Genomic DNA, 11,769 nt, shown 5'->3' on the forward strand with positions numbered 1-11,769 from the left:
CGTTAAGTACGATGACAACTTCAATTTGGAGCGACACACGAGGTTCCCTTCTTTAAAACAAAGAGGCGTGACCTCAACCTTGGCAAGGTTGCGCTCTACCAACTGAGCTAGTGTCGCATTTCATCGTTAAGTACGATGACAACTATCAATTTGGAGCGACACACGAGGTTCCCTTCTTTAAAACAAAGAGGCGTGACCTCAACCTTGGCAAGGTTGCGCTCTACCAACTGAGCTAGTGTCGCATTTCACCGTTAAGTACGATGACAACTTCAATTTGGAGCGACACACGAGGTTCCCTTCTTTAAAACAAAGAGGCGTGACCTCAACCTTGGCAAGGTTGCGCTCTACCAACTGAGCTAGTGTCGCAATGATTAAATGCCAGAGCACTTAATACAGAATGTGGTTGCGGGAGCTGGATTTGAACCAACGACCTTCGGGTTATGAGCCCGACGAGCTACCAAGCTGCTCCATCCCGCGTCCGTATTGTGTCACCGTTAGGTACGATGAAGACCATTAAATTGGAGCGACACACGAGGTTCGAACTCGTGACCTCAACCTTGGCAAGGTTGCGCTCTACCAACTGAGCTAGTGTCGCATTTCACCGTTAAGTACGATGACAACTTCAATTTGGAGCGACACACGAGGTTCCCTTCTTTAAAACAAAGAGGCGTGACCTCAACCTTGGCAAGGTTGCGCTCTACCAACTGAGCTAGTGTCGCATTTCATCGTTAAGTACGATGACAACTATCAATTTGGAGCGACACACGAGGTTCCCTTCTTTAAAACAAAGAGGCGTGACCTCAACCTTGGCAAGGTTGCGCTCTACCAACTGAGCTAGTGTCGCATTTCATCGTTGAGTACGATGACAACTATCAATTTGGAGCGACACACGAGGTTCGAACTCGTGACCTCAACCTTGGCAAGGTTGCGCTCTACCAACTGAGCTAGTGTCGCATTTCACCGTTAAGTACGATGACAACTTCAATTTGGAGCGACACACGAGGTTCGAACTCGTGACCTCAACCTTGGCAAGGTTGCGCTCTACCAACTGAGCTAGTGTCGCATTCACAACGTTTTCCGCTGTTCAGGGCTGCGAATTATAAGAGCATTTCTAAGTGATGCAAGTCCTTTAGTGAAAAAAAACTTAATTTTTTTTTACTCGTTGAAAAAACATCCAAACAAAGCAAAAGTTCGCCGCCCAGTGAAGAAAATCTCGCCCTATCAGATGTTAAAGATAGTCTGGCGGTAGTACTTCAATTCGGCAATCGACTCGCGAATATCGTCAAGAGCAAGGTGGGTACCACGCTTTGAAAAACCAGCAAGGATTTCTGGCTTCCAACGTCTCGCCAACTCTTTTAGCGTGCTGACGTCAATGTAACGATAGTGGAAATACTCTTCGAGTTTAGGCATATGGCGGTACAGAAAACGTCTGTCCTGTCCAATACTGTTGCCACAAATTGGCGACACGCCTTGTGGAACCCACTGCTCAAGAAAGCGCAGCGTTTGTTCAACCGCCTCTTGCTCAGATACCATGCTGGCACGCACTCGATCAACAAGGCCGCTGGCTGTATGTGTATTGGTGCACCACTCATCCATTTTTGCTAACTCTTCATCCGATTGATGAATCGCCAATACTGGTCCTTCCGCTAAAATGTTCAGCTCGCTATCGGTGACAATAGAGGCGATTTCGATGATTTTATGCGTGTCAGGATCTAAACCTGTCATCTCAAGATCGATCCAAATTAAGTTTTGATCGCTAAAGGACATAGAGGAGTTGCCTATTTGTTTGCTGATAAAACGGGTACTATACCTCAAAATAGTGGCAACAAGATACTTCGACAAAAGCGACAAAAACGTCATACTTGTCGCGTTATCGCTCAATAAATTAAGTAACTTATCGTGGCAAAAAAGAAAAAGCTAACCAAAGGTCAAGTACGTCGGGTACGTGACAATCAACAAAAACGTTTGAATAAACCGTCTGACACTGTGCAATGGGATGAGACCATGCTCGGTGACAGTAAGCGTGGATTGGTGATCACTCGTTTTGGCCAACACGCCGATATTGAAGATCTGGAAAGCGGTGATATCGAGCGCTGCAATCTGCGTCGTGGTATCGAATCACTGGTGTCGGGAGACAAAGTGATTTGGCGAAAAGGGCTCGAATCGATGGCGGGCATTTCTGGGGTGGTGGAGGCTGTCGAGCCAAGGAGTTCGATATTAACTCGCCCGGACTATTACGACGGCCTTAAGCCCGTTGCGGCCAACATCGATCAGATGATCATCGTTTCTTCCGTCTTACCGGAGCTTTCGCTCAATATTATCGATCGCTACCTAATCGCCGCAGAAACGCTGAATATCGCCCCAATTTTAGTGCTGAACAAGATTGATCTGCTGCAAGATGAGGATCTCAAACAATACAAAACTTGGTTAGCAGAATACGAAAAGATTGGCTACAAAGTTCTATACGTGAGTAAGCGATCGGGCGAAGGCATTGCCGACCTCGAAGCGCAGCTTGGGGAACGCATCAACATTTTCGTCGGTCAATCAGGGGTGGGCAAATCCAGCTTGGTGAATGCGTTAATCCCAGAGCTGGATGTTGAAGAGGGTGAAGTGTCCGAAATGTCCGGCTTGGGCCAACATACCACCACGGCCGCTCGTTTGTATCATATTCCTTCCGGCGGCGATCTGATTGACTCCCCCGGGGTGCGTGAGTTTGGCTTGTGGCACCTCGAAGCCGATGAAGTGACCAACGCTTATATCGAATTTCGTCCCTATCTTGGTGCTTGTAAGTTCCGAGATTGTAAACATGGCGATGACCCAGGTTGCATTCTGCGTGAGGCGGTGGAGAAAGGCGAAATAAGCTCTATTCGTTACGAAAACTACCACCGTATTATTGAAAGCATGGCGGAAAATAAAGCCAATCGACAGTATTCGCGTAACAAAAAAGCGGATCTGTAGTTGTGTAAGATTTCGTCACCACTTACTGACAAGCGAAATAAATTTCAGTAACATCACGCGCCCGAAACAAGAATCACACAAACATTATCGGTATTTACAATGGATAAGATTAAAGTTGGACTGCAGTACTGGATTCCACAACATGGCCTAACTCGCTTAGTGGGTAAACTGGCCTCAGCCAAAGCTGGCGGTCTAACCACAGCGATCATTCGCTGGTTCATCAAGCAATACAATGTGAATATGGCAGAAGCGAAACACGCCGATCCTGCTCACTACAAAACCTTCAATGAATTCTTTGTCCGCGAATTAAAAGATGGCGCGCGCCCCATCGCTCAAGGTGATGAGGTCATCACTCATCCGGCTGACGCTTGTGTTAGCCAGTTTGGCCCGATCACCGATGGTCGTCTAATCCAAGCCAAAGGCCATGATTTTTCGGCGCAAGAGCTGCTTGGCGGCGATGCGGCGCTGGCAGAAGAATTCAAAGACGGCACTTTCGCCACTCTGTATCTTTCACCACGTGACTATCACCGCGTGCATATGCCTTGTGATGGCACCTTGCGTCAGATGATTTACGTTCCTGGCGATCTCTTCTCGGTAAACCCGCTAACGGCTGAAAACGTTCCGAACCTGTTCGCACGCAACGAGCGTGTGGTGTGCATTTTCGATACCGCTTTCGGCCCAATGGCTCAAGTGTTGGTCGGCGCTACGATTGTCGGCAGTATCGAGCAAGTCTGGGCAGGGACGATTACCCCACCACGTGGCAACACAGTCCACAAATGGGATTACCCCGCTCAAGGACACAACGCGGTGGTTCTGAAGAAAGGGGACGAGATGGGCCGCTTTAAACTGGGTTCAACCGTTATCAACCTGTTTGCCAAAGACGCGATCCGCTTCGATGACTCAATGCAGAACGGCGCTCCGACACTGCTCGGCACACCTTATGCGCACAAGCAGTAAGCGCTAAACAGCGACTGACCAATCAGCCCTTGCACCCTGCAAGGGCTTTTTGTTTTTTGACAAAAAACAAACCATCGATGGAAAAACAGCGCAAGTTCAGAAACTTCAACCCGCCTCTAAGACGCAACATTCACAATCGTTTAACCTGATGCCACTGTAAATTGCTAAGGTGCGATGCATGCCAAAACTGACTTCTGACGTGGTATGGAAGCTGCTGATCTGTTTTGCCATACCAATTGGCGTCTTGTGGATGCCGATTGATGCGATTCCAATCGACAATCTCACGCTGATACAACACCGTTTGCTGGCGATTTTCCTGCTCGCAGCGCTGCTTTGGGTACTCGAACCCGTCCCGGTGTTTGCGACTTCTATTTTGATCATCGCGCTTGAACTGATCATGATATCCAACAAAGGCTTGCACTTTTTCCGTCGCCCGCCCGAAGGGCATGAGCTAGGTAATCTCATCGCCTATACCGATATTTTTTCTGCCTTCTCGTCGCCGATCATCATCTTGTTTATGGGGGGCTTTGCTCTCGCGATCGCCGCCTCCAAGTACGAACTGGACAACAACCTTGCACGCGTGTTGCTCAAACCCTTTGGCCACCAACCCAAATTTATTATGCTGGGCCTGATGCTGATCACCGCGGTTTTTTCTATGTTTATGTCCAATACCGCCACCACCGTGATGATGTTGGCGCTGCTTGGGCCAATTGTCGCCTCTGCGCCCAAAGGGGACTTAGGCATCAAGGCGCTCGTGCTCTGTATTCCGATTGCGGCGAACACCGGCGGTATTGCAACCCCTATAGGTACGCCGCCCAACGCTATCGCCTTACAGTATCTGACAGGTGCCAACAGCATCGATTTTCTCAGTTGGATGTCGATGGGCCTGCCTTTTGTGTTGGTGCAACTGACCATTGCTTGGTTTTTGCTGCAAAAACTTTTTCCGTCCAACGAAGCAACCATGACGCTTAAGTTGGATGGCAAATTTAAACGCAGTTGGCGCGCGATAGTGGTTTACATCACTTTTGCGCTAACCATAGTGCTGTGGATGACCACGCAAGTGCACGGCATGAACACCTATGTCGTGGCGATCATTCCTCTCGCCGTCTTCACCTTAACTGGCATTATGGGCAAAGAAGAGCTCAAGCTGATCAACTGGGATGTACTCTGGCTGGTCGCCGGGGGGATCGCCATCGGCATCGGCTTGGATAAGACAGGACTGGCAAAAGCGCTGGCGCATGCCATTGACTATCAATCCCTTTCGCCCTTTGCGATTGTCGTCGCGCTGTCGTTGGTATGTTGGTTGATGGCAAACTTCATGTCCAATACCGCCACCGCCAACTTGCTCATGCCGATAGCGGCGGCGATTGGCACCTCAATGAGCACCCTCTCCGCAGTAGGCGGTTTGCAAGGTTTACTGGTGGTAGTGGCTTTTTCAGCGTCACTCGGGATGATTTTGCCTGTCTCTACGCCGCCCAATTCTCTGGCTTATTCAACGGGCCTGATCGAAAGCAAAGACATGGCCAAAGTGGGGCTGTTAGTCGGTGTGATTGGTCTCGCCATCGTTTATGGGGCGGTGCTGATTTTGGGGTAACAAATTCTTCTGCGCGCCTCTTTGCTCCTTAGTGAAGTTAAGGCATATTGGTGATCTTTTCGTTTACGAGATCACCTTTCTATGGGATTTGAATGGCTTGCTCTGGCGGCGGCTCTGCTTTGGGCTGTCGCCAGTTTACTTTCTGTCACGCCTGCACAGCACTTAGGCTCGTTTGCCTACAGTCGCTGGAGAATGGGCTGCACCGCCGTCATCCTCTCCAGCATGGCTTGGTTCACCGGTGGCTGGGCGAGTGTCGGCCAAGAACATCTAGTGCCCATGATGCTCTCAGGGCTGATTGGAATTTTTATCGGCGACACGGCGCTGTTTGCTTGCCTCAACCGCATGGGGCCGCGCCAAGCTGGGCTACTTTTTTCTTGCCACGCGGTGTTCTCTACCATCTTGGGCTATTTTCTGTTTAGCGAAACCCTCTCCACGATGGAGTTGATCGGCTCAAGCTTAGTCTTTTCCGGTGTGGTGCTGGCGATATTCTTTGGCCGGCGCGGCAGCCGTCAACACAGTTTAGAAACGATCAAAGGCAGTGTGTGGATTGGTGTGGGCTTGGGTTTAACGGCGGCGTTGTGTCAGGCACTCGGCGGTATTATCGCCAAACCTGTGATGCAAACGGCCATCGACCCCGTTGCCGCCTCCGCAATTCGAATGATCAGCGCCTTCATCGCTCACACTGCGCTGCGTTTTAGTGGCGCAAAAATCGCGCGGCCAACGCAAAATATGACTTGGCAGATTTTCTACATCACGGCAATCAATGGCTTTCTCGCCATGGCGGTCGGTATGACGCTGATCCTATATGCCTTGCGAGAAGGCAACGTGGGTATGGTTGCCCTACTCTCTTCAACCACACCAATCATGTTGTTGCCGATCTTGTGGATCTACACCAAGCAGCGTCCAAACCGTTATGCTTGGCTTGGTGCGATCATCGCCGTGACTGGCACTGGAATTTTGGTTCAATGACTCTCTGCTGGGCTGAGCCTCGCCGACAAAAACCACTCATCACAATACACAGATACAAAAAAGCCTGGATTCGATCCAGGCTTTCTATCACACTGCTTGGGGTTACTTCACTAGCACTTGGCCCGACATTTCTGCTGGAATTTCAAGGCCCGCTAGAGACAACATGGTCGGCGCAAGATCAGACAGCTTACCGCCTTCCTTGAACTCCACCGCTTTGTCACCCACGTAGATAAGTGGTACAGGCAGGTTAGTGTGCGCGGTGTGGATACCACCCGTTTCTGGGTCCACCATCATTTCAGCGTTACCGTGGTCTGCGGTAATCAGCAGTTGACCACCCACTTCTTTGATTGCAGCAACCACTTTACCTACGCTTTCATCCAGTGCTTCAATCGCTTTTTCAGCCGCTTCGTAGACGCCAGTATGGCCAACCATGTCTGCGTTTGGATAGTTACAGATGATGGTGTCGTATTTGCCAGACTTGATGGCGGCAACCAGTTTTTCGGTCAGCTCTGGTGAGCTCATCTCTGGTTGCAGATCGTAGGTCGCCACTTTCGGCGAAGCCACGAGCTGACGCTCTTCACCGGCAAACTCGTTTTCTACGCCACCATTGAAGAAGAACGTCACGTGTGCGTATTTCTCCGTTTCAGAGATACGTAGCTGAGTTTGACCCAGTTTAGATAGCCACTCACCGTAAGTGTTTTCCAAAGAGGCTGGCGGGAACGCCGTCGCTAGTGGAATGTCTGCCGCGTATTGCGTCAACATCACGAAGTTAACCGCTGGGAATACAGCACGTTCAAAGCCAGCAAAATCCGTCACGAACGTGCGCGTAATTTGACGAGCACGGTCAGCACGGTAGTTCATGAAGATCACCGCGTCACCATCTTGCATCGCCGCTGTTTCTTGGCCTTCGGCTTTGATTTCCGTCGCTTTAACGAACTCATCGTTCTCGCCACGTGCGTATGCCGCTTCAAGGCCTGCAACCGCAGAATCCACCGTGAACTCAGCTTTCGCTTGCGTCAGCAAATCGTACGCCACTTGTACGCGGTCCCAGTTGTTGTCACGGTCCATTGCGTAGTAACGTCCAACCAGAGACGCCACTCGGCCTTTACCTAACTTGGCAAACAGATCTTGGAATCGTTTTAGAGAGCCTTCTGCGCTGCGAGGTGGTGTGTCACGACCATCTAGGAAGCAGTGCAGGTAGATTTTCTCAGCGCCACGCTCAGCCGCCATTTCTACAGCTGCGTAGATGTGATCTTCGTGTGAGTGAACGCCACCAGGAGACATCAAACCCATGATGTGAACCGCTTTGCCCGCGTTCACCGCAGCGTCAACCGCTTCAACTAATGCTGGCGTCTGTTGGAATTCACCATCTAGGATAGATTTGGTGATACGAGTCAGATCTTGGTAAACCACGCGACCTGCGCCGATATTCGTGTGGCCCACTTCTGAGTTACCCATTTGACCGTCAGGCAGGCCTACATCCATACCAGAAGCAGAGATAAGAGTGTTCGGATTGTTCGCGATCAGCGCGTCCATAACCGGTGTTTTTGCGTTTGCAATAGCGTTGTTTGCAGTGTCTTCACGGTAACCGTAACCGTCAAGAATAACCAGAGCCAAAGGCTTCTTAGCAGACATAGTGATGACCTCGTCAAATTTCAGTAACTTTCGGCGCAGGGCTCCAAGCCCTAGCATGCCTTGAAACAAAACTAGCGTAATTTTACTACACTTTTTAAGCGAAACTGTAGGATAAGATCAAATTATGTTGGTGATTTCCTGTTGCAATATTACATTGTCAATGGCGATATCTTTGCAACTTACCCCTAAGCGCCAGTTTCTGCCGATTTGTCAGGCGCCAATACCACTATAATTCACCACCTAACACGATTTTAAAAGTGGATATTACCAATCGGTCTAATAGCTTTAGCGGGTGTATTTTTGCAACCATTCCGCTAGAAGAGATCCCAATTATTGGTGAGAAAGTATTAACTGACTCGCCAGTCAAGCGGAACCTCGTTATACTCTTTGCCACTTTTATTGTTAGATTTATGGTTCGAGAACTAGGAACATGCAAGAGTACATCGAGTTTTTTCAGCAGAACATGATTATGTCGCTGGCGTGGGTAGGTATTTTTATCGCTCTGATCATGAGCTTTGTCAAATCTGCCACCGCGGCTTACAAAGTGATCGGTGTGAACGATATGACCACACTGATCAACCGACAAAATGGCGTAGTCGTCGATATCCGCACTAAAGACGAGTTCAAAAAAGGTCATATCACCGACGCAGTTCACATTTTGCCATCAGAAATCAAGGCGGGTAATTTTGCTGGTCTTGAAAACCACAAATCAGACCCAATCATCGTTGTATGCAAGACGGGTCAAACCGCCCAAGAAAGTGCAAACCTACTGGCTAAAGCTGGTTTTGAGAATGTAAACCTACTCAGAAATGGTTTGATTGCCTGGAGTGAAGCTAACCTGCCACTGGTACGCAGCAAGCGTTAATCACCATCCAATCTTGGCTGACTGACTAAAATCAGCGCAGTCAGCTAAGAAAGATGTGATGTTTGGCACGGAATCAAGGCTTCATCTAGTCATCATTGTGTGGCTCGGTTAGTCTCAAGGCAGACACATTCAAGGCATAGACTGACACGCCTGAATTTACGATTATTGAAGGATTTAAAAATGGCTGAAGCAGCACCGCAAGACAACCAACAACAGTTTGCAATTCAACGTATCTTCCTAAAAGACGTTTCTTTTGAAGCACCTAATTCACCGATGATGTTCCAAAAAGATTGGAACCCAGACGTGAAACTGGATCTCGACACGCAAAGCCGAGAGCTAGGCGAAGGCGTTTATGAAGTGGTTCTGCGTCTGACTGTGACAGTGAAAAACGCTGAAGAAACGGCATTCCTATGTGAAGTGCAACAAGGCGGTATTTTCACCGCAGAGAAAATGGAAGCTGGTCAGTTAGCTCATTGCCTAGGCGCATTCTGCCCGAACATTCTCTTCCCATACGCGCGTGAGACCATCTCAAGCCTAGTGGTTAAAGGGACGTTCCCACAACTAAACCTAGCACCCGTTAACTTCGATGCTCTGTTTATGAACTACCTGCAACAGCAAGCGGCCCAACAAGGTGCCACTGAGGAATAAGTCCGTCGTTTTGTGACTTTTCCCGATCAGATTGACTAAAATGCACAGCGCATCTCACACCGATGTTATGTGCATTTTTTGTTTCACCCGCAATGGTATGTGGCAATACCACACACAAAGGCGTGACAACGCTCTTTGAGGGTAAAGTAATTTATCCAGAGCGGTAACGTTTCACGTTATACTCGCTCCATCTTTCTCCAACCAACCATCAGGCTACAGCATGACACAATCTCAGGTGACTAACGCGTACAACAAAGCGATTTCCATGACGGTGATTGGCGCAGGCTCCTACGGAACCTCTTTGGCGATCTCACTTTCCCGTAACGGAGCAAATGTGATCCTTTGGGGACACGATCCTGAGCACATGGCGACTCTGGAAGCCGATCGCGAAAACCGTGCTTTTCTTCCAGGTATCGAGTTTCCACCGAGCCTGATCGTGGAATCGGATCTGCAAAAAGCGGTGCAAGCGAGCCGCGATCTTTTGGTCGTGGTGCCAAGCCACGTGTTTGGTCAAGTGCTCAACAGCCTCCAGCCTTATCTGCGTGCCGATTCACGCATCTGCTGGGCAACCAAAGGTTTGGAGCCAGAGACAGGTCGACTGCTGAAAGATGTGGCGTTTGATGCGCTGGGAGAGAACTACTCTTTGGCGGTACTGTCAGGGCCAACCTTTGCTAAAGAGCTTGCCGCAGGCATGCCGACCGCCATTTCCGTGGCGTCACCTGACGCACAATTTGTTGCCGACCTGCAAGAAAAGATCCATTGCAGCAAAACCTTCCGCGTTTACGCCAACAGTGATTTCACTGGCATGCAACTTGGCGGCGCAGTTAAAAACGTCATTGCCATTGGCGCGGGGATGTCGGATGGCATTGGCTTTGGTGCCAATGCGCGCACAGCCTTGATCACTCGTGGCTTGGCGGAAATGTGTCGCCTCGGCGCCGCGCTTGGCGCTCAACCAGAAACCTTTATGGGCATGGCCGGATTGGGCGATCTAGTCTTGACCTGTACCGACAACCAATCGCGTAACCGCCGCTTTGGTTTGGCCTTGGGCCAAGGCAAAGATGTCGATACCGCACAACAAGAGATCGGCCAAGTGGTCGAAGGCTATCGCAACACCAAGGAAGTGTGGATGCTGGCACAACGCATGGGCGTAGAGATGCCGATTGTTGACCAGATCTATCAAGTATTGTATCAAGGAAAGGATGCGCGTCTGGCCGCTCAAGACTTATTGGCGCGCGACAAGAAATCCGAAGGAAAATAATCAGGAAAAGCGCAAGTGGTTTGTGCAAAGAAGGCCCAATGAAACACTGTGAGAAAAAAAACGTCTGGCAGGGGATTGTCAGAGAAGCGCGTCAATTGTCCGAGCAAGAGCCAATGCTGGCCAGCTTTTACCACGCGACCATCATTAAACACGACAGTCTGGGCGCGGCCCTGAGCTATATTCTGGCCAACAAACTCAACACCGCTTCCATGCCAGCAATGGCCGTACGTGAAGTGGTAGAAGAGGCTTTTGCCGCCGATCCCAACATTACCGATTCGGCGGCGTGTGACATCTGCGCGACAGTCAACCGCGACCCGGCCGTCTCGATGTATTCCATTCCGCTGCTGTATCTCAAAGGGTATCACGCGCTGCAAGGCTACCGTGTGGCCAACTGGCTTTGGAAGCAGGGCCGCTTTGCCCTTGCCACTTACTTACAAAACCAAATTTCAGTCGCCTGCCAGGTCGACATCCATCCTGCGGCGCGCATCGGTAAAGGCATTATGCTTGACCACGCAACGGGAATCGTCATTGGTGAAACGGCGGTGGTCGAAGACGACGTTTCCATCCTGCAAGATGTGACGCTTGGCGGTACAGGCAAAGAGTGCGGCGATCGTCACCCGAAAATTCGCGAAGGCGTAATGATTGGCGCTGGAGCCAAAATTCTCGGTAATATCGAAGTCGGCGAAGGGGCGAAAATCGGCTCTTGTTCCGTGGTGTTGCAACCCGTTCCACCGCACACCACCGTAGCCGGTGTGCCAGCGCGTATCGTTGGTCGCCCCAGAACCGACAAACCGTCATTCGATATGGACCAAGGTTTTAACGGCAAAACGCAAAACTTCATCGATGGTGACGGCATCTGATGCACGCCGATAGGGCGATTGGCGC

Annotated in this window: 10 protein-coding genes and 9 tRNA genes; 8 read left to right on the forward strand and 11 right to left on the reverse strand. The window is 50.0% G+C overall.

Going from position 1 to position 11,769, the window contains the following annotated elements:
- Positions 1–26 precede the first annotated feature (26 nt).
- From EA26_RS19420 to orn, 10 genes are all read right to left on the reverse strand, one after another.
- Positions 27–117, reverse strand: a tRNA-Gly gene (locus tag EA26_RS19420).
- Between the two features lie 34 nt (positions 118–151).
- Positions 152–242, reverse strand: a tRNA-Gly gene (locus tag EA26_RS19425).
- Positions 243–275: 33 nt separating this feature from the next.
- A tRNA-Gly gene (locus tag EA26_RS19430) sits at positions 276–366 on the reverse strand.
- A 34-nt stretch (positions 367–400) separates the two neighbouring features.
- Positions 401–477: transfer RNA gene (locus EA26_RS19435), tRNA-Met, on the reverse strand.
- A 42-nt stretch (positions 478–519) separates the two neighbouring features.
- Positions 520–595: transfer RNA gene (locus tag EA26_RS19440), tRNA-Gly, on the reverse strand.
- 33 nt (positions 596–628) lie between these two features.
- Positions 629–719: transfer RNA gene (locus tag EA26_RS19445), tRNA-Gly, on the reverse strand.
- Positions 720–753: 34 nt separating this feature from the next.
- Positions 754–844 (reverse strand) — tRNA-Gly (locus EA26_RS19450).
- Positions 845–878: 34 nt separating this feature from the next.
- Positions 879–954 (reverse strand) — tRNA-Gly (locus EA26_RS19455).
- A 33-nt stretch (positions 955–987) separates the two neighbouring features.
- Positions 988–1,063, reverse strand: a tRNA-Gly gene (locus EA26_RS19460).
- Positions 1,064–1,221: 158 nt separating this feature from the next.
- A complete protein-coding gene (gene orn / locus EA26_RS19465) occupies positions 1,222–1,767 on the reverse strand; it encodes an oligoribonuclease (RefSeq protein WP_039431231.1) in 546 nt (181 codons plus the stop codon).
- Between the two features lie 132 nt (positions 1,768–1,899).
- Here orn and rsgA point away from each other — a divergent pair, with 132 nt between their 5' ends.
- The 4 genes from rsgA (at position 1,900) to EA26_RS19485 (ending at position 6,478) form a co-directional block, all read left to right on the forward strand.
- Positions 1,900–2,958, forward strand: coding sequence for a small ribosomal subunit biogenesis GTPase RsgA (gene rsgA / locus EA26_RS19470; RefSeq protein ID WP_039431233.1), 1,059 nt, complete (start codon positions 1,900–1,902; stop codon positions 2,956–2,958).
- A 99-nt stretch (positions 2,959–3,057) separates the two neighbouring features.
- Positions 3,058–3,915: an archaetidylserine decarboxylase gene (gene asd, locus EA26_RS19475; protein WP_039431235.1), complete on the forward strand. Its 858-nt coding sequence runs from the start codon at positions 3,058–3,060 to the stop codon at positions 3,913–3,915.
- A gap of 178 nt (positions 3,916–4,093) precedes the next feature.
- Entirely contained in the window at positions 4,094–5,509 is a 1,416-nt protein-coding gene (locus EA26_RS19480; protein ID WP_039431239.1) for an SLC13 family permease, read from the forward strand.
- A gap of 81 nt (positions 5,510–5,590) precedes the next feature.
- Positions 5,591–6,478, forward strand: coding sequence for a DMT family transporter (locus tag EA26_RS19485; protein WP_039431241.1), 888 nt, complete (start codon positions 5,591–5,593; stop codon positions 6,476–6,478).
- A 102-nt stretch (positions 6,479–6,580) separates the two neighbouring features.
- Here EA26_RS19485 and gpmM read toward each other — a convergent pair whose 3' ends face one another.
- Positions 6,581–8,113 carry a 2,3-bisphosphoglycerate-independent phosphoglycerate mutase gene (gene gpmM / locus EA26_RS19490; RefSeq protein ID WP_039431713.1) on the reverse strand — a complete coding sequence of 511 codons (1,533 nt, stop codon included), beginning with the start codon at positions 8,111–8,113 and terminating at the stop codon, positions 6,581–6,583.
- 430 nt (positions 8,114–8,543) lie between these two features.
- Between gpmM and EA26_RS19495 the strand changes: the two genes are divergently transcribed.
- The 4 genes from EA26_RS19495 (at position 8,544) to cysE (ending at position 11,744) form a co-directional block, all read left to right on the forward strand.
- Positions 8,544–8,978 (forward strand): rhodanese-like domain-containing protein, encoded by a 435-nt coding sequence (locus EA26_RS19495; protein WP_039431244.1) that lies wholly within the window; start codon positions 8,544–8,546, stop codon positions 8,976–8,978.
- Between the two features lie 180 nt (positions 8,979–9,158).
- Positions 9,159–9,626, forward strand: coding sequence for a protein-export chaperone SecB (secB, locus tag EA26_RS19500; RefSeq protein WP_039431246.1), 468 nt, complete (start codon positions 9,159–9,161; stop codon positions 9,624–9,626).
- Positions 9,627–9,846: 220 nt separating this feature from the next.
- Entirely contained in the window at positions 9,847–10,884 is a 1,038-nt protein-coding gene (gene gpsA, locus EA26_RS19505; protein WP_039431248.1) for an NAD(P)H-dependent glycerol-3-phosphate dehydrogenase, read from the forward strand.
- A 38-nt stretch (positions 10,885–10,922) separates the two neighbouring features.
- The gene (gene cysE, locus EA26_RS19510) at positions 10,923–11,744 is read left to right on the forward strand and encodes a serine O-acetyltransferase (RefSeq protein ID WP_039431251.1); all 822 of its coding nucleotides are present in this window, start codon (positions 10,923–10,925) and stop codon (positions 11,742–11,744) included.
- Positions 11,745–11,769 lie beyond the last annotated feature (25 nt).

The sequence above is a fragment of the Vibrio navarrensis genome (assembly GCF_000764325.1).
GTDB classification, from domain to species: domain Bacteria; phylum Pseudomonadota; class Gammaproteobacteria; order Enterobacterales; family Vibrionaceae; genus Vibrio; species Vibrio navarrensis.

What these genes read in the sequence shown, in the direction of transcription:
- orn (WP_039431231.1), bottom strand. Translation starts at nt 1,767, where the DNA reads ATGTCCTTTAGCGATCAAAACTTAATTTGGATCGATCTTGAGATGACA.
- asd (WP_039431235.1), top strand. Translation starts at nt 3,058, where the DNA reads ATGGATAAGATTAAAGTTGGACTGCAGTACTGGATTCCACAACATGGC.
- EA26_RS19480 (WP_039431239.1), top strand. Translation starts at nt 4,094, where the DNA reads ATGCCAAAACTGACTTCTGACGTGGTATGGAAGCTGCTGATCTGTTTT.
- EA26_RS19485 (WP_039431241.1), top strand. Translation starts at nt 5,591, where the DNA reads ATGGGATTTGAATGGCTTGCTCTGGCGGCGGCTCTGCTTTGGGCTGTC.
- gpmM (WP_039431713.1), bottom strand. Translation starts at nt 8,113, where the DNA reads ATGTCTGCTAAGAAGCCTTTGGCTCTGGTTATTCTTGACGGTTACGGT.
- EA26_RS19495 (WP_039431244.1), top strand. Translation starts at nt 8,544, where the DNA reads ATGCAAGAGTACATCGAGTTTTTTCAGCAGAACATGATTATGTCGCTG.
- secB (WP_039431246.1), top strand. Translation starts at nt 9,159, where the DNA reads ATGGCTGAAGCAGCACCGCAAGACAACCAACAACAGTTTGCAATTCAA.
- gpsA (WP_039431248.1), top strand. Translation starts at nt 9,847, where the DNA reads ATGACACAATCTCAGGTGACTAACGCGTACAACAAAGCGATTTCCATG.
- cysE (WP_039431251.1), top strand. Translation starts at nt 10,923, where the DNA reads ATGAAACACTGTGAGAAAAAAAACGTCTGGCAGGGGATTGTCAGAGAA.